This is a genomic window from Salmonella sp. 32070601201500089SM (assembly GCF_017573605.1).
GTDB classification, from domain to species: domain Bacteria; phylum Pseudomonadota; class Gammaproteobacteria; order Enterobacterales; family Enterobacteriaceae; genus Salmonella; species Salmonella enterica.
This window is the reverse complement of record NZ_JAGETK010000001.1, coordinates 68639-88570: the sequence shown is the minus strand read 5'-3', so window position 1 is coordinate 88570 and position 19932 is coordinate 68639. Positions and strand designations below refer to the sequence as shown.

Here is a 19932-nt window from a genome sequence, read left to right as displayed (position 1 = left end):
ATAAAGATAGCGCCAGCTGTATTGACGATTGGTTAATGTTTCCTGTGGTTCAATCTCGACAATCTTATGTCGCGGATTACGATCATGACACAGCTTACAGATAATACCTGGTACACTTCAGATTACATCTCTCCTTTACAATTATTTATTCGTCTGACGCGCGGGCAATTACAGCCAGGAAAATTCTGGCGTAAAGCCAGCTTTCGTCGCAAGTTTTTAATCCGCTCATTAGTCATGCCGCGTGCGACCAGCCAATTACTGACCAATCTCACCCAATGGCCGGAGTTAAATACGTTACTTGCTCGTCAGCCGCGTTTGCCTATTCGGCTACATCGTCCTTATATGGCTGTAAATATTAAACGCGATTTCGCCTTAGATGCGCTGTGTTTTCATTATCAACAGATGCGCCAACTTTTATCGCGGGAACAACAGGTTAGCTATTTAAGTCAGTATGGCCTGAATCTTGCTAAATTTGAAACTAAAACCGGCGAGTTGTTTCAACTTGATTTAGTCAGTCTGGTCTCACTGGATAAAGAAGGTGAAAGCACTATTGTTGTTCGCGACGCACAGTTACGTATTCTGGCAGAGATCACATTTACTCTGTGTCGCTTTAACCAACAACGCACACTATTTATCGGCGGATTACAGGGCGCGGCAAACGACGTCCCTCACGAAATTATCCAGCAGGCGACCAAAGCCTGCCATGGTCTTTTTCCCAAACGCATCGTGATGGAGGCTCTCTGTCAGTTTGCGCAAGTCTTTCAGGCAGAAAAGATTATAGCCGTGAGTAACGATGCGCACGTTTATCGTAGCTGGCGATACATGGATAAAAAGACGCAAATGCATGCCGACTATGACGCGTTTTGGGAATCGTTAGGCGGTGAAAGAATTAAAGGGAATTACTATACGCTGCCGCTGGCGATCGCCCGAAAAAGCGAAGCGGAGATCGCCAGTAAAAAACGGGCCGAGTATCGCCGCCGCTATGCATTACTCGATAGCGTCGTCGAACAGGTTCCGGCCACATTCAAACGTTAATCCGCCCGGCCCCGCGCCAGCCAAACCACGCGCGAGAACATCTTTCTGAACAGCGGCGGCACGGCGTCAATTCCGCGCCGCCCGGCTTCCATCGCGACTTCAATCGCCAAATCCGGCTTTGACGAGCGGTGGATAGCTTTAGTGATAATTTTCCGGGTATTCATCGGCACATTAGGCGGAAGTTGCGCAACCCGGTGAAAAACATCGGCAAAGCCCTGACGATACATAAAATGTTCCATATCCAGCGCAGGCAACGCCGTGAGATGTTCGCGTTCTTCTTCCCGATCGTTATTAAGCAGACTGCGGACCGTCGCGGCATATTTTTTCCCCGCTTCGTCGCCATCCACCAGGACATGCCACTCGATTCCCATACGGCGAGCGAACTTCACCAGCGGTTTCAGGCCGGACTGAGCAAACTCAATGACTTTAATGCCCTCCGCATCAAAATGATGTCCACACTGACGCGCCAGCTCATTAATAACCCAGGTTTCCGTCTCGCCTTCCACCAGTAGCCAGCAACGCGCAAACAGCGACGACGCGCGATTAAAGCGGATATGAAAGGCGATGCGCCGTCCATCTTCCGCGCTTAACCCGCCCGGGCCAAGACGCCAGGCGGCGACGCGGGAAGATTCGCGCACCAGCCGTACGACATGCTCCACCGGCGTTAGCGAGAGCAATTCGCCTGAGTTAGTCGTCGCTATCCGCTGTAGCGGTAACAGATTGAGCAATTGCCAGGCGACTGAAAGCATAATGGGATGTAAACGGGTTTCCGGATCTTCCACCAGCAGTAATGGTCGCGCGTCTTTATGTAACCGCAGCGTCCCTTTCGCCTGTAACAGCGTGGAGAAAAGCCCCAGCAGGATCACCCGATGCGACCGGCTGCCCGGTTTGTCGATCATCCGATTAATAATATCCAGATAGCGCCAGCTACGCTGCTCATTTTGCGAACGTCGGCGCATGAGTCGGTGACGCGCCTGTCCTGCGCCCTGCTCTGAGAAATAGTGTTCAAGCAGTTGCACCATCGCGGACAGTCCCTGGCGAATCTGCCCGTCGGTTAAATTTTGCGGCCGGGTCGCCAGCTCACGCGCCAGAAAATCCAGTTGCCGGGCCGTGACTTCAACATCCGGCACATTGGGCACCGTACCGTTGCGAATACGTCGCATAAAGCGCGCATCGCGCAAACGTAGCACTGGCATCAGACGAACCAGGTGGCGCACCTGATCGTTAATATTTTCCACCGGCAATGGCTGCCCATCGCTATTGAGAAAACTGCGCAACGTCATCACGCTGCCATCGGCGCCGCATTCGCCCTCTAGCCGATAAAAAATGCGGTGAAAATCATCCTCGCAAGGCGACCAGCATGCTTCCAGCGCCCGATAACGACGTACCCGATGCCGCCCTGGCTGCGTTTCGCGAAAAGTCAGAATAATATGCAGGTGATGCTCGCGTCCTTTTATGTCGCCAGGCGGAAACCAGAAATCCTCACGGACAAAATGGTAGAGATCGAGTTCCGGCGACAATAACAGAGTCAGCGCATCCAGCAGGCTGGATTTGCCCCAGGCGTTTTCCCCAATCAGCACGTTGTTTTGCTCCAGCATCAACGACAGTCGGTTGATACCGCGAAATCCTACTATTTCAACGCGTTCGAGAATCATGCTTCCTCCAGAAAAACGTCATCACTCCATAAAATTCACCGCAGTATAACGGCAAATGCGTCCGCCTGGCGTGATATTCCCCCCCTTTGCCTGGGGCAAATGTCTGATAAATGTACGGCTGACGGTGTCGCTTTACTGATAGTCTGGAATTCGGTAGTGTCATGTACGCTATTCAAACAATAAAAAAGGGCCCGGCTGTTCATGTTTTCAGGACTTTTAATCATTCTGGTTCCACTGATTGTGGGCTATCTCATTCCACTGCGACATAAAGCCGCATTACAACTTATTAACCGGCTACTGAGCTGGCTCGTGTACCTTATTCTCTTTTTTATGGGAATAAGCCTGGCGTTTTTGGATAACCTCGCCAGTAATCTGGTGGCGATTTTTCATTATTCCGCCGTCAGTATTACGATTATTTTATTGTGTAATATCGCCGCCTTATTGTGGCTGGAACGTATCCTCCCGTGGCGTCACCATCATCAGCAGGAAAAACTGCCTTCGCGTATTGCCATGGCGCTGGAGTCGCTGCAACTGTGCGGCGTAGTGGTATTGGGGTTTGTCATCGGCCTGAGCGGACTCTCTGTTTTACAGCACGCCACCGAAGCCAGTGAATATACGCTGATCTTTTTATTGTTCCTGGTGGGGATTCAGCTACGAAATAGCGGCATGACCTTAAAGCAAATTGTGCTTAACCGCCGGGGAATGATGGTCGCGGTCGTTGTCGTGGCAAGCTCATTACTGGGCGGCGTGATTAATGCGTTTATCCTGGACTTACCGCTAAAAACCGCCATGGCGATGGCGTCAGGTTTCGGCTGGTACTCTCTTTCCGGTATTTTGCTGACGGAGTCGTTTGGACTGGTTATCGGCAGCGCGGCATTTTTTAACGATCTGGCCCGCGAGCTCTTAGCCATTATGCTTATTCCCGGTCTGGTTCGCCGCAGCCGTTCAACGGCGTTGGGCCTGTGCGGAGCGACTTCAATGGACTTTACGTTGCCGGTATTACAGCGCTCCGGCGGCGTAGAGATTGTTCCGGCGGCTATCGTACATGGCTTTATCCTCAGCCTGCTGGTCCCCCTCTTAATGGCGTTCTTCTCGGCCTGATACCTCTTTGGCGGTAGGCATCTGCCGCCAAAATTGCGCTAAATCAATCTCCTTGCACATTATGGCAGAAATCCCTTTTATCCCTTTGTTCACAGGCATAACCTTAAACATGTATATTAAATATAACTTTAAAAGGTGTGACCATGTTTTGTGTGCAATGTGAACAAACCATCCGTACACCAGCCGGAAACGGCTGCTCCTACGCGCAGGGAATGTGCGGTAAAACGGCTGAAACGTCCGATCTGCAGGATCTGCTGATTGCGGCTTTGCAAGGTTTGTCTGCCTGGGCGGTGAAGGCCCGTGAATATGGCATCATTAATCACGACGTTGATAACTTTGCGCCGCGCGCGTTTTTCTCCACGCTGACCAACGTTAACTTCGACTCTCCGCGTATCGTCGGCTACGCCCGTGAAGCGATTGCCTTGCGTGAAGCGTTGAAAGCGCAGTGCCTGAGCGTGGATGCCAATGCGCATTGCGACAATCCGATGGCCGATCTGCAACTGGTTAGCGACGATCTGGGCGAACTGCAACGTCAGGCGGCGGAATTTACCCCGAATAAAGACAAAGCCGCCATTGGCGAGAACATCCTCGGCCTGCGTCTGCTGTGCCTGTACGGTCTGAAAGGCGCGGCGGCGTATATGGAACACGCGCACGTTCTCGGTCAATACGACAACGACATTTACGCGCAGTACCACAAAATCATGGCCTGGCTGGGCACCTGGCCTGCTGACATGAACGCGCTGCTGGAGTGCGCAATGGAAATCGGCCAGATGAACTTCAAAGTGATGAGCATTCTGGATGCCGGTGAAACCACCAAATACGGTCACCCTACGCCGACTCAGGTCAACGTCAAAGCGACTAAAGGCAAGTGCATTCTGATCTCCGGTCACGATCTGAAAGATCTCTACAACCTGCTGGAACAGACCGAAGGCACCGGCGTTAACGTCTACACTCACGGTGAAATGCTGCCCGCACATGGCTATCCGGAACTGCGTAAATTCAAGCATCTGGTCGGTAACTACGGCAGCGGCTGGCAGAATCAGCAGGTCGAATTCGCCCGCTTCCCTGGCCCAATCGTGATGACCTCTAACTGCATTATCGACCCGACCGTGGGCAGCTATGACGACCGTATCTGGACCCGTAGCATCGTCGGCTGGCCGGGCGTTAGCCATCTTGAAGGCGATGACTTCGGGCCGGTCATTGCCCAGGCGCAGCAGATGGCGGGCTTCCCGTACAGCGAAATTCCGCATCTTATCACCGTCGGTTTTGGCCGTCAGACCCTGCTCGGCGCTGCCGATACGCTCATCGATCTGGTCAGTCGTGAAAAACTGCGCCACATCTTCCTGGTCGGCGGCTGTGACGGCGCGCGCGGCGAGCGTAACTACTTTACCGATTTCGCCACCAGCGTGCCGGATGACTGCCTGATCCTGACTCTGGCGTGCGGTAAATACCGTTTCAATAAACTGGAGTTCGGCGACATCGAAGGGCTGCCGCGTCTGGTCGATGCCGGTCAGTGTAATGATGCTTACTCCGCGATTATCCTGGCGGTGACGCTGGCGGAAAAACTGGGCTGCGGCGTCAACGATCTGCCGCTGTCGCTGGTGCTCTCCTGGTTTGAGCAGAAAGCGATCGTGATTCTGCTGACGCTGCTGTCATTAGGCGTGAAAAATATTGTCACCGGGCCGACCGCACCAGGCTTCTTCACGCCGGATTTGCTGGCTATCCTCAACGAGAAGTTCGGTCTGCGCTCCGTGACCACTGTTGAAGAAGACATGAAGCAATTGCTGAGCGCGTAAGGAGGTCAATGATGACGATGCCAACCTCACAGTGTCCCTGGCGAATGCAGGTGCATCACATCCGTCAGGAGACGCCGGATGTATGGACAATTGCGCTATTATGCCATGACTACTACCCTTACCGCGCCGGGCAGTATGCGCTGGTGAGCGTGCGCAATTCAGCGGAAACGCTGCGCGCCTACACCCTTTCGTCTACGCCGGGCGTCAGTGAATATATTACGCTGACCGTTCGTCGGATTGACGATGGCACGGGTTCGCAGTGGTTGACCCATGACATCAAGCGCGGCGATTACATCTGGCTGTCTGATGCAATGGGCGATTTTACCTGTGACGATAAAACAGAAGATAAGTTTCTGCTGCTCGCCGCCGGTTGTGGCGTAACGCCAATCATGTCGATGCGTCGCTGGCTGGCGAAATACCGCCCGCAGGCCGACGTGCAGGTCATCTTTAACGTCCGTTCGCCGGATGATGTGATTTTTGCCGACGAGTGGCGACAGTATCCGGTCACGCTAGTGGCGGAAAATCATGCCACGGAAGGTTTTATCGCGGGCCGTCTGACCACGGAATTGTTACAGAGCGTACCGGATTTGGCATCGCGCACCGTGATGACCTGCGGCCCGGCGCCCTATATGGATTTCGTCGAACAGGGAGTGAAAGCGCTTGGCGTAACGCGCTTCTTTAAAGAGAAGTTCTTCACGCCGGTGGCGGAAACGGCAACCAGCGGCCTGAAATTCACCAAGCTACAGCCAGCGCAGGAATTTTATGCCCCGATCGGTACGACGCTGTTGGAGGCGCTGGAGAGTAATAAAGTACCGGTTGCCGCTGCCTGTCGGGCAGGTGTTTGCGGCTGCTGTAAAACCAAAGTCGTTTCCGGCGACTATACGGTGAGTAGCACCATGACGCTGAGCGAGGCGGAGATTGCCGAAGGTTACGTACTGGCCTGCTCCTGCCATCCGCAGGGCGATCTTGTTCTCGCATAATCGGTAAACGTTCCATCATAGGCCCGGTAAGCGTCAGCGCTACCGGGCGATTTGCCGCTCGCTTCATCCTTTCGCCCCTCTCTTCGCCAAAGAAAAACGTCATCGTCATCTTCAACTAAACTTGTAACCGTTATCACATTTAAGGAGATGGAGAACCATGAAACAAACCGTTGCCGCTTTTATTGCCAAAACGCTGGAACAGGCTGGCGTAAAACAAATCTGGGGCGTCACTGGCGACTCCCTGAACGGCCTGAGCGATAGTCTTAATCGTATGGGAACCATTGAATGGATGCCAACCCGCCACGAAGAGGTCGCCGCTTTCGCCGCCGGCGCACAAGCGCAGCTTACCGGCGAGCTGGCAGTGTGCGCCGGTTCATGTGGACCGGGCAACCTGCACCTGATCAATGGCCTGTTTGATTGCCACCGTAACCACGTCCCTGTTCTGGCGATCGCCGCCCATATTCCGTCCAGTGAAATCGGCAGCGGTTATTTCCAGGAGACCCACCCGCAGGAGTTGTTCCGTGAATGCAGCCACTATTGCGAGTTGGTTTCCAGCCCGGAGCAGATCCCGCAGGTACTCGCCATCGCCATGCGCAAAGCGGTGCTAAACCGCGGCGTCTCCGTGGTCGTACTTCCGGGTGACGTGGCGCTGAAACCTGCGCCTGAAAACGCCGTCACTCATTGGTACCATGCCCCGCACCCCGTCGTCACGCCGGCGGAGGAAGAGCTGAAAAAACTGGCGCAACTGCTGCGCTACTCCAGCAATATCGCATTGATGTGCGGTAGCGGCTGCGCGGGCGCGCATGAGGAGTTGGTCGCGTTGGCGGCAAAACTAAAAGCGCCAATCGTTCATGCCCTGCGCGGCAAAGAGCACGTTGAGTACGATAACCCTTATGATGTGGGAATGACCGGCCTGATTGGCTTTTCTTCTGGCTTCCACACCATGATGAACGCCGATACGCTGATCCTGCTCGGCACCCAGTTCCCCTACCGCGCCTTTTATCCGAGCGATGCCAAAATCATTCAGATTGACATCAACCCGGGCAGTATTGGCGCGCACAGCAAAGTCGACATGGCGCTGGTGGGCGATATTAAAGCCACGCTTCGCGCCCTGCTGCCGCTGGTGGAAGAAAAAAGCAATCGTAAATTCCTCGATAAAGCTCTGGAGCACTATCGGGACGCCCGTAAAGGGCTTGATGACTTAGCCAAACTCAGCGATAAAGCCATCCACCCACAATATCTGGCGCAACAAATTAGTCATTTCGCCGCTGACGACGCTATTTTTACCTGCGATGTCGGCACGCCGACCGTCTGGGCGGCCCGCTATCTAAAAATGAACGGCAAGCGCCGCCTGCTGGGCTCGTTTAACCACGGGTCAATGGCCAACGCTATGCCGCAGGCGCTCGGCGCTCAGGCTACCGCGCCGGGTCGTCAGGTTATCGCGATGTGCGGTGATGGCGGCTTCAGTATGCTGATGGGCGATTTTCTCTCGGTGGTACAGATGAAGCTGCCGATAAAAATCGTCGTCTTTAATAACAGCGTGCTGGGCTTTGTGGCGATGGAAATGAAAGCTGGCGGCTACCTTACCGACGGTACCGAACTGCACGACACCAATTTCGCGCGTATCGCCGAAGCCTGCGGCATTACCGGTATTCGCGTGGAAAAAGCCGCAGACGTGGACGGAGCGCTACAGCGCGCGTTTTCCATTGACGGCCCGGTACTGGTTGACGTGGTCGTGGCAAAAGAAGAGCTGGCGATCCCGCCGCAGATCAAACTGGAACAAGCGAAAGGCTTTAGCCTGTACATGCTGCGCGCCATTATTAGCGGCCGCGGCGATGAAGTGATCGAACTGGCGAAAACGAACTGGCTAAGGTAAAACAGTGCACATCACCTTTTAAAATCCAGGGATGTGCCATGATTGATTTACGCAGTGATACCGTTACCCGACCGAGCCGTGCCATGCTCGAGGCGATGATGACCGCTCCGGTCGGGGACGACGTATACGGCGATGACCCTACCGTTAACGCCCTTCAGCGCTACGCCGCCGACCTTTCCGGTAAAGAAGCGGCGCTTTTTTTACCCACCGGCACCCAGGCCAATCTGGTCGCGCTGCTTAGCCATTGTGAACGCGGCGAAGAGTATATCGTTGGTCAGGGCGCGCATAATTATCTCTATGAAGCTGGCGGCGCGGCGGTGCTCGGCAGCATTCAGCCGCAGCCCATCGACGCCGCCGCGGACGGTACGCTGCCGCTGGAGAACGTGGCGGCGAAGATTAAAGCGGATGACATCCACTTCGCGCGCACGCGCTTGCTCAGTCTGGAAAATACGCATAACGGGAAAGTGCTGCCGCGCGCGTATCTGAAAGACGCCTGGACATTTACCCGCGAACGTGGACTGGCGCTGCACGTTGACGGCGCCCGAATTTTTAACGCGGTGGTTGCCTACGGCTGTGAGTTAAAAGAGATTACGCAGTATTGCGACTCTTTTACCATCTGCCTGTCAAAAGGTCTCGGAACGCCGGTCGGTTCACTGCTGGTCGGCAACCGCGATTACATTAAACGCGCGACGCGCTGGCGTAAAATGGTCGGCGGCGGAATGCGTCAGGCCGGGATTCTGGCAGCGGCCGGACTGTATGCGCTGAAGCATAACGTGGCGCGTCTGCAAGAGGATCATGATAACGCCGCCTGGCTGGCGCAGCAGCTTCGGGAAGCGGGCGCGGAGGTCATGCGCCACGAAACGAATATGCTGTTTGTTCGCGTTGGCGAAGCACAGGCCGCCGCGCTTGGCGACTATTTGCGGGAACGGAATATCCTGATTAACGCCGCGCCGATTGTGCGTCTGGTGACGCATCTGGATGTCTCTCGCGAACAGCTTACCGACGTCGTCGCCCACTGGCGCGCCTTTTTAGCCCGCTAAGGAGAGCAACGTGGCGCAACGCATTCTGGTTCTCGGCGCCAGCGGCTATATCGGCCAGCACCTGGTCTTTGCGCTAAGTCAGCAAGGGCATCAGGTGCGAGCGGCGGCGCGACGCATCGAACGTCTGGAAAAACAGCGCCTCGCCAACGTCAGTTGTCATAAGGTCGATCTGCACTGGCCGGAAAATTTACCCGCGCTGCTTCGCGACATTGATACCGTTTACTATCTGGTACACGGCATGGGCGAAGGCGGCGATTTTATCGCCCATGAGCGTCAGGCGGCGCTCAACGTGCGCGACGCGCTGCGCCAGACGCCGGTTAAACAACTTATTTTCCTCAGTTCACTGCAGGCACCGGCGCATGAGCAATCCGATCACCTGCGCGCCCGCCAGCTTACGGCTGACACGCTGCGCGACGCAGGCGTACCGGTGACGGAATTACGCGCCGGGATCATCGTCGGCGCAGGCTCCGCCGCCTTCGAAGTCATGCGCGACATGGTTTACAACCTGCCAATACTCACGCCGCCGCGCTGGGTGCGTTCGCGCACCACGCCCATCGCTCTGGAAAATTTACTCTACTACCTGGTCGGCTTACTGGACCACCCTGCTCGCGAGCATCGTATTCTGGAAGCCGCCGGGCCGCAGGTATTAAGTTATCAGCAGCAGTTTGAACGTTTTATGGCCGTCAGCGGTAAACGGCGTCCGCTGATCCCGGTGCCTTTTCCGACCCGCTGGATTTCGGTCTGGTTTTTAAACGTCATTACCTCCGTGCCGCCAACTACCGCAAAAGCGTTAATCCAGGGATTAAGGCACGATTTGCTGGCCGATGACGCCGCGTTAAAAAAGTTGATCCCCCAAACGCTTATCACCTTTGATGACGCCGTTCGCCGCACGCTGAAAGAAGAAGAAAAACTGGTGAACTCCAGCGACTGGGGCTACGACGCGCTGGCCTTCGCCCGCTGGCGTCCCGAATACGGCTATTTTCCAAAGCAGGCGGGCTTTACCGCGCAGACCCCGGCCAGCCTATCGGCGCTATGGCAGGTCGTAAATCGGCTGGGTGGCAAAGAGGGCTATTTTTTCGGCAATATTTTGTGGCAGACGCGCGCCGCGATGGACCGTCTGGTGGGGCATAAACTGGCGAAAGGCCGCCCGTCGCATACCTTGCTCAAGCCTGGCGATACGGTAGATAGCTGGAAAGTGATCATTGTCGAACCAGAAAAACAGCTCACGCTCTTGTTTGGCATGAAAGCGCCGGGTCTGGGGCGGCTTAGCTTCACGCTGCACGATAAAGGCCGCTACCGCGAAATTGACGTGCGCGCCTGGTGGCATCCACACGGAATGCCGGGCCTGATTTACTGGCTACTGATGATCCCGGCGCACCTGTTTATTTTCCGGGGAATGGCAAGGCGTATTGCCCGACTTGCAGAACAAATCACAGAAAAATGAGAAAAAGTTGCTGTATTCTTTCGTGTTTCCCATTGCATACCGACGTAATTCACGGAAGAATGCGCACGACGGTTTATTAAACACAGTGGATTGATATGAAGGTACTGGTTACCGGCGCCACCAGCGGCTTAGGTCGAAACGCGGTTGAATTTTTGCGCAATAAAGGCATCAGCGTCAGAGCGACGGGTCGCAATGAAGCGATGGGCAAGCTGCTTGAAAAAATGGGCGCGGAATTCGTCCATGCGGATTTAACCGAACTGGTCTCCTCGCAGGCTAAAGTGATGCTCGCCGGGATCGACACGTTGTGGCACTGCTCCAGCTTTACCTCGCCCTGGGGAACCCAACAGGCTTTCGATCTGGCGAATGTTCGCGCCACCCGCCGTCTGGGAGAATGGGCGGTCGCCTGGGGCGTGCGCAATTTTATTCATATCTCCTCTCCCTCGCTCTATTTTGATTACCACCATCACCGTGATATCAAAGAAGATTTCCGCCCGCATCGGTTTGCCAATGAGTTCGCCCGCAGTAAAGCCGCCGGCGAAGAGGTGATTAATCTGTTGGCGCAGGCCAATCCGCAAACACGTTTTACGGTATTGCGTCCACAAAGCCTGTTTGGCCCGCACGATAAAGTATTTATCCCACGTCTGGCGCATATGATGCACCATTACGGTAGCGTCTTATTACCGCACGGGGGCAGCGCGCTGGTCGATATGACCTACTATGAAAATGCGATCCACGCCATGTGGCTGGCCAGCCAGCCGGGCTGCGATCATCTGCCTTCTGGCCGCGCTTATAACATCACTAACGGCGAAAACCGCACCTTACGCAGCATCGTACAAAAGTTAATTGATGAACTGACTATCGACTGCCGCATTCGCTCTGTGCCTTACCCAATGCTGGATATGATCGCCCGCAGTATGGAGCGCTTCGGCAAAAAATCCGCCAAAGAGCCCCCGCTAACGCATTACGGCGTGTCAAAACTGAATTTTGATTTTACGCTCGATACGACTCGCGCGCAGGACGAGCTGGGCTACCAGCCCATCGTCACGCTGGACGAAGGCATTGAGCGCACCGCCGCCTGGCTGCGCGATCACGGAAATTTACCGCGTTAATCCTGGCCGTACTTCTCCAGTAATGCTTCGGCAATCGCCTGCGTTTCGGCATCTGCGATACCGTTCCATTGCGCCGGACGGAAGTGCATCTGGAACGCCATAATCACCCGCTGCTGCTCGCGCGCCGTCATATCGGCTTTGACTTCATAGCCATAGCGCGAGAGTAACGCAAGCACCGTTGCGGTATCGACTGGCGTATACGGCGCGCGTCCAGCCAGATAAAACGCCACACGCTGGGCGTCAGGCCAGGCGCCAATCCCCTGCGCCGCCAGCTCGCGCCACGGGAAGCGCGGGCCGGGATCGTCTTTACGCTGCGGCGCGATATCCGCATGGGCCACCACATTCTGCGGTTTGATGTTATAGCGCGCGATAATATCCTTCGCTAACGGAATCAATGCCTGAATTTGCGCGGATTCAAACGGCGCGAAAGATTTCACCCCGCCGGACATTCGCCAACCGCGATTTTCCAGCTCAATGCCAATAGACGTATCATTGAGACGCGTGGCGCCTCGCCAGAAACTGACGCCCGCATGCCAGGCCTGATCCTGTTCCGGCACCAGTTGCCAGATGCGCGGTTTACCGCCATATAATGGCGGGGTTGCGGGAATCAGGTAATGCGAACTGACGTTGCGACCCGTTAACGTCGCCAGCGAAACGTCAAAGTTTTCCGCCGTATAGTGAATCACCAGGACTTTAATGCGCGGATAGGCCGCCTGCGCCCGATGTCGGGTATCAAGCTGATATCCCTCTTTATCGATAATTCCTTTTTCGCTCGCGCAGCCTGTTAACAGCAACGCGAGACCCACCAGCCACAGTAGCGCTCTCATCGGCGCGTTTTCACCGCCGTTCCGCTGACGCTGACCATCAGCATACTGCCATCCTTGCCGACAGTTTCGTAATCAATATCGATGCCTACCACCGCATCGGCGCCCAACGCTTTAGCCTGCTCGCCAAGTTCCTGAAAAGCGATTTCACGCGCTTTACGCAGCTCTTTCTCATACGCGCCGGAACGTCCGCCGACGATATCCCGAATGCCGGCGAAAAAATCGCGGAAAATATTGGCGCCTAAAATGGCTTCGCCCGTCACCACACCGCAATACTCCACGATGCTTTGTCCTTCCAGCGTTGGGGTTGTTGAAAACTGCATAGTGAATCTCCCGGGTTAGCTAAGCACACGATCTCAAACGCATTATCAAGCTGATACGCTATCATTGAAAGGATATAATTGATTATCGTAGATCGGTTTTTGCTCGATCGCCTATAAGGAAATCATCATGCGCTATTCTAAACTCTCTTTGCTCATCCCGTGCGCGCTTCTGCTTAGCGCCTGTACGACCGTCACTCCCGCCTACAAAGATAATGGCCCGCGTATCGGCGCGTGTGTGGAAGGCGGCCCGGACAGCGTGGCTCAACAATTTTACGACTACCGTATTCAACACCACAGCAATGATATCGCCGCGCTTCGCCCCTACTTGAGTGATAACCTGGCGAAATTGTTGACCGACGCCAGCCGCGATACGGAGCACCGCCAGTTGATGAGCGGCGATCTGTTCTCCAGCCGCGCTACGCTGCCGGATAGCGCCAACGTCGCCAGCGCATCAACCATTCCGAACCGAGATGCGCGCAACATTCCTCTGCGGGTAGCGTTAAAACAGGGCGATCAAAGCTGGCAGGATGAAGTGCTTATGATTCACGAAGGCTCATGCTGGGTGATTGACGACGTTCGCTATCTGGGCGGAGATGTCCATGCCCCTGCCGGTACGCTGCGCCAGTCGATAGAAAACCGTTAACAGCCAGTATTCCCCCGCTTTTGCACCCATAACCCCGTAAATTGTCTGGCATTCTGCCCGGGATGCCGACAATTCTTCTTACCTACTATTCCTCCTGCTATTTTGTGCTATGTTTAGGGAAGAATGTGGGATATATTTAACTTTTAACGCATAAATATTGCATAACTATTCTGCGAAAGGTACTATCTGCGGCTTCAATAGCTATCAGACTGCCTGTATACGAGTGTCAATGAGTATTCAATTAAACGGCATTAATTGCTTTTACGGCGCGCATCAGGCGCTGTTCGATATCACGCTGGATTGCCCCGAAGGCGAAACGCTGGTGTTGCTTGGCCCAAGCGGGGCGGGTAAAAGTTCGCTGCTGCGTGTACTCAATCTGCTTGAGATGCCGCGCTCCGGCACTCTGACTATCGCCGGGAACCATTTTGACTTTACGAAAACGCCGTCCGATAAGGCGATTCGTGAGCTACGTCAAAATGTCGGAATGGTCTTTCAGCAATATAATCTTTGGCCGCATCTCACCGTTGTGCAGAATCTGATTGAAGCGCCCTGCCGCGTACTGGGTCTGACAAAAGATCAGGCGCTGGCGCGCGCAGAAAAGCTGCTGGAGCGTCTACGTCTGAAGCCATATAGCGATCGTTATCCGTTGCACCTTTCCGGCGGTCAGCAGCAGCGCGTCGCGATTGCCCGCGCGCTGATGATGGAGCCGCAGGTGCTGCTGTTTGATGAACCGACCGCCGCGCTGGACCCGGAAATTACCGCTCAAATCGTCAGCATTATTCATGAGCTGGCGGAAACGAACATTACTCAGGTGATCGTTACGCATGAAGTCGAAGTGGCGCGTAAGACCGCCAGTCGTGTGATTTATATGGAAAATGGTCACATCGTCGAGCACGGTGATGCGGGTTGCTTTGCCCACCCTCAGACCGAAGCGTTCAAAAACTATCTCTCTCACTAAGATTCGGGACAATGACAATGAAAAAAGTTCTGATTGCCGCGCTAATTGCAGGCTTTAGCCTTTCCGCTACAGCAGCCCAGACCATTCGTTTTGCGACCGAAGCGTCCTATCCGCCGTTCGAATCGATGGATGCTAATAACAAGATTGTCGGCTTTGACGTCGACCTGGCCAACGCGCTATGTAAAGAGATCGACGCCTCCTGTACCTTTACCAATCAGGCGTTCGACAGCCTGATCCCCAGCCTGAAATTCCGCCGTTTCGACGCTGTAATGGCGGGAATGGATATCACGCCGGAACGTGAAAAGCAGGTGCTGTTTACCACGCCATATTACGACAACTCCGCGCTGTTCGTGGGTCAGCAGGGCAAATACACCAGCGTCGATCAACTGAAAGGTAAGAAAGTCGGCGTACAGAACGGTACGACGCACCAGAAATTCATCATGGATAAGCATCCGGAAATCACCACCGTACCGTATGACAGCTATCAGAACGCGAAGCTGGATCTACAAAATGGCCGTATCGACGCTGTTTTCGGCGACACGGCGGTCGTGACCGAATGGCTGAAAGCCAATCCTAAGCTGGCGCCGGTCGGCGATAAAGTCACCGATAAAGATTATTTCGGCACCGGCCTGGGTATCGCGGTACGTCAGGGCAACACCGAGCTGCAGCAGAAATTCAATACTGCGCTGGAAAAAGTGAAGAAAGATGGGACTTACGAGACCATCTATAACAAATGGTTCCAGAAGTAATCTTTGATGAACGAATTTTTTCCTTTAGCAAGCGCCGCCGGGATGACCGTCGGCCTTGCCGTCTGCGCGCTGATCATTGGCCTCGCGTTAGCCATGTTCTTTGCCGTCTGGGAGTCCGTAAAATGGCGCCCGATTGCCTGGATAGGCTCCGCGCTGGTCACTATTTTGCGCGGCCTGCCGGAAATTCTGGTGGTGCTGTTTATCTATTTCGGCTCCTCGCAACTCCTGCTTACGCTGTCTGACGGGTTTACCCTCCATCTCGGCTTTACGCAGATCCCGGTGCAAATGGAGATTGAGAACTTTGACGTCAGTCCGTTCCTGTGCGGCGTGATTGCGTTGTCCCTGCTGTATGCGGCCTATGCGTCGCAGACGCTACGCGGCGCGCTGAAAGCCGTTCCGTCTGGTCAGTGGGAGTCGGGTCAGGCACTGGGATTATCAAAGACGGCGATTTTTTTCCGTCTGGTGATGCCGCAGATGTGGCGTCACGCTCTGCCAGGGCTGGGTAATCAGTGGCTGGTGTTGCTAAAAGATACGGCTCTGGTCAGCCTTATCAGCGTTAACGATCTGATGTTGCAGACCAAAAGTATTGCCACACGCACCCAGGAACCGTTTAACTGGTACATTATTGCGGCGGCTATTTACCTGGTCATTACGCTGATCAGTCAGTACATTCTCAAACGCATAGACCTGCGCGCGACACGTTTTGAGCGGAGGCCGGACTAATGCTTGAGTATTTACCTGAACTGCTAAAAGGGCTACACACCAGCCTGACGCTGACCGTGGCTTCTATTGCCGTCGCTTTGGTGCTGGCGTTAGTTTTTACCATCATCCTGACGCTAAAAACGCCGTTCGTGGTGTGGCTGGTGCGCGGCTATATCACGTTGTTTACCGGTACGCCGTTGTTGGTGCAAATTTTCCTGATCTACTACGGACCCGGTCAATTCCCGACACTGCAAGAGTATCCGCTACTCTGGCATCTACTGTCTGAACCGTGGCTGTGCGCACTGATCGCGTTGTCGCTAAACAGCGCCGCTTATACCACGCAGCTATTTTATGGCGCGATTCGCGCGATTCCGGAAGGTCAGTGGCAGTCCTGCGGCGCGCTGGGGATGAGTAAGAAAGATACGCTGGCGATTTTGTTGCCCTATGCGTTTAAACGCGCCCTCTCCTCCTATTCTAATGAGGTGGTACTGGTCTTCAAAAGTACCTCTCTGGCCTATACCATCACCTTGATGGAAGTCATGGGGTACAGTCAGTTGCTCTATGGTCGTACCTACGATGTGGTGGTATTTGGCGCGGCAGGCGTAATTTACCTGGTCGTCAACGGTCTATTGACGCTGATGATGCGTTTGATTGAGCGTAAAGCCCTGGCGTTTGAGCGGCGCAATTAACCAGGCAGGATAAGGCATTCTCGCCGCCGTTCGACAATGGTCAGATGGCGCTGCGCTTATCAAGCCTACGATGCATAATATTGAATAAACCCGACGGACAAGTGGTTAACTTGTCCGTCTTTTTTTATCCATTTCAAAATATTTAATCATTTTTATTGCATACAAATTCAATTGATGGCATTGTAAATCTATGCCGCAGACACGGCGCATAATCATAAGATTACGGGAGTGACATCATGAAAAAGTTAGTTCTGGCTGCATTACTCGCCTCTTTCGCCACTGGCAGCATCGCCGCTGAAAAAATCAATTTCGGGGTTTCCGCCACCTATCCCCCGTTTGAATCCCTGGATGCGAGTAATAAAATTGTGGGCTTCGATATCGATCTGGCAACCGCATTATGCAAGCAAATGCAGGCAGAATGTACTTTTACCAATCATGCTTTCGATAGTCTTATCCCGGCGCTGAAATTCAGAAAATATGATGCCGTCATTTCCGGAATGGACATTACCCCGGAGCGCAGTAAACAGGTCGCCTTTAGCAATCCCTATTATGCGAACTCCGCGCTGGTGATTGCCAAAAAAGACACCTATAAAACCTTTACCGATCTAAAAGGTAAGCGTATCGGTATGGAAAATGGCACCACGCATCAAAAATATCTCCAGGATAAACATCCGGAGGTCAAAACCGTGGCCTACGACAGCTACCAGAATGCGATTATCGACCTGAAAAATGGCCGTATTGACGGCGTCTTTGGCGATACCGCAGTGGTCAATGAGTGGCTGAAAACGAATCCGCAACTGGGTCCGGCAACAGAGAAAGTGACCGATCCGCAATACTTCGGTACCGGACTTGGCATCGCGGTGCGCCCGGACAATAAGGCGTTGCTGGAAAAACTGAATAATGCGCTGGCCGCCATTAAAGCGGACGGCACTTATCAGAAAATTAGCGATCAGTGGTTCCCGCAGTAAGACATATGTGATTAGCCCACCGTGTTGCGAAATGGCAGTATAAATACCTTATTCAGCCCACGGGCCGCCATCGGAAACTATCCTGGCCTGATAAGCGCAGCGCCATTGAGCATTCTACAGTTTGTCATCAGTCTCAAACGCCTGCATCAACAGGCGATTCGGACTAATACTTGCCGGGTGACGCTGACGCGTACCCGGCTTACAACATTGTTACGTTTTAGATAACATCCAGACCCAGACGGCGATACTGCTCCGCCGGAGCATCATTTTCTTTCATCAAACGGATAAGTAAGTTGATCATCCTTGCTTCGATGGCCTCATCATGAATAGGATGTTGCTGCTGCGGATCGTCTCTGAGATCAAACAAGAGATGACCAAAGCTATTCACACCTTTATATTTTTCCCTGGCCGGAATACGTAATACCTGAAGCCCTTTAGTAAAGTTAAACGGAGGTGCCAGAGATAATTTTCCCAGTTCATCCACATCATAACGCGCATTCATCTTGATCGGCATTAACGTGTAGTTCGCAATGTCATGCTCACGCCCCGGCTGCGCGGCCCGCATATAAACATAGCGTCCGTCGGTAACATTAACATGTCCGCTAAACACGCCAAACAGCGCGCCTTCCCTGACGGGTTCATCACTGGCAATGACTTTCGCCAGAGGTTGGCCCTGCATATCTGCGGGAATAGGTTGCTGAAAATAATCCAGTAGCGTTGGCGCCCAGTCAATCATCTGCACCAGCGACTGCCGTCGCGCTCCGCATACCGCGCTGCGCGGGTCCCAGATAAACAGCGGGTTATTCGCCACCTCGTTATAATAGGGCATTTGATTTTTAGCCCACCAACCGTGCTCCCCCAGCAAGAAGCCGTGATCGGTACCGACAATCAGCATCGTATCGCGCCAGAGATCGTGTTCATCCATCAGATCAAGGATACGTCCCAGATTGCGGTCGCACATGGAAACCAGGGCCCGATAACGACAGCGAATATGCGCTATCGCCTCCTCACTTTCACTGACTTTGCCGCGCGGCCAGTCATAATGCGGGCCTTGCCACTCATCTTCATAGAGCGATAAATATTCCTCGGTGGTATAAAACGGCTCATGCGGATCAAACGTCTCAACCTGCAATAACCAGTTATCTTCGGCATGATTTTTATGGATAAAATCGCACCCGGCGTCAAAAACTTTCGTCTGGGGAAAATCGGCTTCCTGCTGGATGTATTCGCGGTTCGCCCAGTCATGACGCCATAGCCCGGAAACGCCGCCTCCGGTTTGTTTTTGTGGAACGCGCAGTACTTCCGGAATGGGCGGCTCGCTAACACTTGCCTTCCAGTGATCGCCCTCCTGACCGCGTACTACGTCCCAGGAGCTATAGCGGTTATGGTAGTTACCGCCGCCGTCTTCCCAGTAATGCAGATGATCGCTGATAAGATGGGTGTAGATCCCCGCTTTTTTCAATAATTCCGGCATGGAATCATCAAAGGGTTCCAGCGGCCCCCACTCACGATGCAGGAAATTATAGCGCCCGGTGTGCAGTTCCCGACGGGCTGGCATACAGGGCATACTGCCGACATAACTATTGTCAAAGGTGGCGGCATGTGCCGCCAGGCGTTGAAAGTTAGGCGCTTTCGTTAGCAAATCACCATAGGGCGGCAAATAGTTTTTATTCAGACTGTCAAACAGCAGAATAATCGCTTTCATGACTCACCCTCATTTGTTGAGCAGGTGCGGAAAATTTTTCTCTACCACATCGTAAATCTGTTTACCTATTGATTCGCCATCCATGATATTTTCAATGGGAATGAGATATTGTCCGTGTTTAGGATCGAGGCTAACAACATCAAGCAATTTTTTCGAAATCGCATAAATATCTGCCCAGTCGGTAAATCCACCGACCTCTCCCGCTGCCGTATGCTCCATATCAAAAGAGAAGTCATATTTTGCTAACGCTTTTTTAACAACAGTCTGTAACATTACGCTACTGCCTACACCATAACCGCATACGAATAAAATATTTACAGAATCTTTCATAATAA

At 53.6% G+C, this 19932-nt stretch carries 19 protein-coding genes; 14 read left to right on the top strand and 5 right to left on the bottom strand.

The annotated features are described in order from the left end of the window. Window positions 1-84 precede the first annotated feature (84 nt). Window positions 85-1035: a VirK/YbjX family protein gene (locus J4728_RS00420; protein ID WP_001519667.1), complete on the top strand. Its 951-nt coding sequence runs from the start codon at window positions 85-87 to the stop codon at window positions 1033-1035. Here the strand turns inward: J4728_RS00420 and J4728_RS00415 are convergent. Continuing rightward, a complete protein-coding gene (locus tag J4728_RS00415) occupies window positions 1032-2690 on the bottom strand; it encodes an ATP-dependent endonuclease (protein WP_000599770.1) in 1659 nt (552 codons plus the stop codon). The two genes, J4728_RS00420 and J4728_RS00415, sit on opposite strands and share 4 nt — an antisense overlap. A 201-nt stretch (window positions 2691-2891) precedes the next feature. Between J4728_RS00415 and J4728_RS00410 the strand changes: the two genes are divergently transcribed. From J4728_RS00410 to J4728_RS00380, 7 genes are all read left to right on the top strand, one after another. After that, window positions 2892-3791 (top strand): lysine exporter LysO family protein, encoded by a 900-nt coding sequence (locus J4728_RS00410; protein WP_208210853.1) that lies wholly within the window; start codon window positions 2892-2894, stop codon window positions 3789-3791. Between the two features lie 143 nt (window positions 3792-3934). Further along, window positions 3935-5587, top strand: coding sequence for a hydroxylamine reductase (gene hcp / locus J4728_RS00405; protein ID WP_061376482.1), 1653 nt, complete (start codon window positions 3935-3937; stop codon window positions 5585-5587). An 11-nt stretch (window positions 5588-5598) separates the two neighbouring features. Then, window positions 5599-6567, top strand: coding sequence for an NADH oxidoreductase (gene hcr, locus J4728_RS00400; RefSeq protein ID WP_001669316.1), 969 nt, complete (start codon window positions 5599-5601; stop codon window positions 6565-6567). A gap of 157 nt (window positions 6568-6724) precedes the next feature. Further along, on the top strand, window positions 6725-8443 hold the full coding sequence (gene poxB / locus J4728_RS00395; protein ID WP_000815309.1) for a ubiquinone-dependent pyruvate dehydrogenase: 1719 nt from the start codon (window positions 6725-6727) through the stop codon (window positions 8441-8443). 38 nt (window positions 8444-8481) lie between these two features. Continuing rightward, entirely contained in the window at window positions 8482-9483 is a 1002-nt protein-coding gene (gene ltaE / locus J4728_RS00390; protein ID WP_000566422.1) for a low-specificity L-threonine aldolase, read from the top strand. A 10-nt stretch (window positions 9484-9493) separates the two neighbouring features. After that, window positions 9494-10927, top strand: a complete 1434-nt coding sequence (locus J4728_RS00385; RefSeq protein WP_000069000.1) for an SDR family oxidoreductase — start codon at window positions 9494-9496, stop codon at window positions 10925-10927. Between the two features lie 95 nt (window positions 10928-11022). Continuing rightward, complete coding sequence (locus J4728_RS00380) at window positions 11023-12036, top strand: NAD-dependent epimerase/dehydratase family protein (protein WP_000866904.1); 1014 nt, start codon at window positions 11023-11025, stop codon at window positions 12034-12036. On the opposite strand, the gene J4728_RS00375 is transcribed toward J4728_RS00380, so the two are convergent. Together J4728_RS00375 and J4728_RS00370 are read right to left on the bottom strand one after the other, a co-directional pair. Continuing rightward, the gene (locus J4728_RS00375; protein ID WP_023203679.1) at window positions 12033-12863 is read right to left on the bottom strand and encodes an N-acetylmuramoyl-L-alanine amidase; all 831 of its coding nucleotides are present in this window, start codon (window positions 12861-12863) and stop codon (window positions 12033-12035) included. The two genes, J4728_RS00380 and J4728_RS00375, sit on opposite strands and share 4 nt — an antisense overlap. After that, window positions 12860-13183, bottom strand: coding sequence for a heavy metal-binding domain-containing protein (locus J4728_RS00370; RefSeq protein ID WP_001160725.1), 324 nt, complete (start codon window positions 13181-13183; stop codon window positions 12860-12862). The genes J4728_RS00375 and J4728_RS00370 overlap by 4 nt, the downstream gene beginning before the upstream one ends. 127 nt (window positions 13184-13310) lie before the next feature. On the opposite strand from J4728_RS00370, the gene J4728_RS00365 reads away from it, so the two are divergent. From J4728_RS00365 to artJ, 6 genes are all read left to right on the top strand, one after another. Continuing rightward, window positions 13311-13826 carry a lipoprotein gene (locus J4728_RS00365; RefSeq protein WP_001270724.1) on the top strand — a complete coding sequence of 172 codons (516 nt, stop codon included), beginning with the start codon at window positions 13311-13313 and terminating at the stop codon, window positions 13824-13826. 229 nt (window positions 13827-14055) lie between these two features. Then, complete coding sequence (gene artP / locus J4728_RS00360; protein WP_000027186.1) at window positions 14056-14784, top strand: arginine ABC transporter ATP-binding protein ArtP; 729 nt, start codon at window positions 14056-14058, stop codon at window positions 14782-14784. Between the two features lie 17 nt (window positions 14785-14801). Then, window positions 14802-15533 carry an arginine ABC transporter substrate-binding protein ArtI gene (gene artI, locus J4728_RS00355; protein ID WP_000756586.1) on the top strand — a complete coding sequence of 244 codons (732 nt, stop codon included), beginning with the start codon at window positions 14802-14804 and terminating at the stop codon, window positions 15531-15533. A gap of 6 nt (window positions 15534-15539) precedes the next feature. Continuing rightward, window positions 15540-16256, top strand: coding sequence for an arginine ABC transporter permease ArtQ (gene artQ / locus J4728_RS00350; RefSeq protein WP_001001677.1), 717 nt, complete (start codon window positions 15540-15542; stop codon window positions 16254-16256). Continuing rightward, on the top strand, window positions 16256-16924 hold the full coding sequence (gene artM / locus J4728_RS00345; RefSeq protein WP_000895396.1) for an arginine ABC transporter permease ArtM: 669 nt from the start codon (window positions 16256-16258) through the stop codon (window positions 16922-16924). Before artQ ends, artM begins: the two co-directional genes overlap by 1 nt. Before the next feature lie 236 nt (window positions 16925-17160). Further along, on the top strand, window positions 17161-17892 hold the full coding sequence (gene artJ / locus J4728_RS00340) for an arginine ABC transporter substrate-binding protein ArtJ (protein ID WP_000737538.1): 732 nt from the start codon (window positions 17161-17163) through the stop codon (window positions 17890-17892). 217 nt (window positions 17893-18109) lie between these two features. Here artJ and J4728_RS00335 read toward each other — a convergent pair whose 3' ends face one another. After that, window positions 18110-19597, bottom strand: coding sequence for a sulfatase (locus J4728_RS00335; protein ID WP_208210850.1), 1488 nt, complete (start codon window positions 19595-19597; stop codon window positions 18110-18112). Between the two features lie 9 nt (window positions 19598-19606). Then, window positions 19607-19927, bottom strand: a complete 321-nt coding sequence (locus J4728_RS00330) for a PTS sugar transporter subunit IIB (RefSeq protein WP_000655399.1) — start codon at window positions 19925-19927, stop codon at window positions 19607-19609. Window positions 19928-19932: the final 5 nt, after the last annotated feature.

What these genes read in the sequence shown, in the direction of transcription:
- J4728_RS00420 (WP_001519667.1), top strand. Translation starts at nt 85, where the DNA reads ATGACACAGCTTACAGATAATACCTGGTACACTTCAGATTACATCTCT.
- J4728_RS00415 (WP_000599770.1), bottom strand. Translation starts at nt 2,690, where the DNA reads ATGATTCTCGAACGCGTTGAAATAGTAGGATTTCGCGGTATCAACCGA.
- J4728_RS00410 (WP_208210853.1), top strand. Translation starts at nt 2,892, where the DNA reads ATGTTTTCAGGACTTTTAATCATTCTGGTTCCACTGATTGTGGGCTAT.
- hcp (WP_061376482.1), top strand. Translation starts at nt 3,935, where the DNA reads ATGTTTTGTGTGCAATGTGAACAAACCATCCGTACACCAGCCGGAAAC.
- hcr (WP_001669316.1), top strand. Translation starts at nt 5,599, where the DNA reads ATGACGATGCCAACCTCACAGTGTCCCTGGCGAATGCAGGTGCATCAC.
- poxB (WP_000815309.1), top strand. Translation starts at nt 6,725, where the DNA reads ATGAAACAAACCGTTGCCGCTTTTATTGCCAAAACGCTGGAACAGGCT.
- ltaE (WP_000566422.1), top strand. Translation starts at nt 8,482, where the DNA reads ATGATTGATTTACGCAGTGATACCGTTACCCGACCGAGCCGTGCCATG.
- J4728_RS00380 (WP_000866904.1), top strand. Translation starts at nt 11,023, where the DNA reads ATGAAGGTACTGGTTACCGGCGCCACCAGCGGCTTAGGTCGAAACGCG.
- J4728_RS00375 (WP_023203679.1), bottom strand. Translation starts at nt 12,863, where the DNA reads ATGAGAGCGCTACTGTGGCTGGTGGGTCTCGCGTTGCTGTTAACAGGC.
- J4728_RS00370 (WP_001160725.1), bottom strand. Translation starts at nt 13,183, where the DNA reads ATGCAGTTTTCAACAACCCCAACGCTGGAAGGACAAAGCATCGTGGAG.
- J4728_RS00365 (WP_001270724.1), top strand. Translation starts at nt 13,311, where the DNA reads ATGCGCTATTCTAAACTCTCTTTGCTCATCCCGTGCGCGCTTCTGCTT.
- artP (WP_000027186.1), top strand. Translation starts at nt 14,056, where the DNA reads ATGAGTATTCAATTAAACGGCATTAATTGCTTTTACGGCGCGCATCAG.
- artI (WP_000756586.1), top strand. Translation starts at nt 14,802, where the DNA reads ATGAAAAAAGTTCTGATTGCCGCGCTAATTGCAGGCTTTAGCCTTTCC.
- artQ (WP_001001677.1), top strand. Translation starts at nt 15,540, where the DNA reads ATGAACGAATTTTTTCCTTTAGCAAGCGCCGCCGGGATGACCGTCGGC.
- artM (WP_000895396.1), top strand. Translation starts at nt 16,256, where the DNA reads ATGCTTGAGTATTTACCTGAACTGCTAAAAGGGCTACACACCAGCCTG.
- artJ (WP_000737538.1), top strand. Translation starts at nt 17,161, where the DNA reads ATGAAAAAGTTAGTTCTGGCTGCATTACTCGCCTCTTTCGCCACTGGC.
- J4728_RS00335 (WP_208210850.1), bottom strand. Translation starts at nt 19,597, where the DNA reads ATGAAAGCGATTATTCTGCTGTTTGACAGTCTGAATAAAAACTATTTG.
- J4728_RS00330 (WP_000655399.1), bottom strand. Translation starts at nt 19,927, where the DNA reads ATGAAAGATTCTGTAAATATTTTATTCGTATGCGGTTATGGTGTAGGC.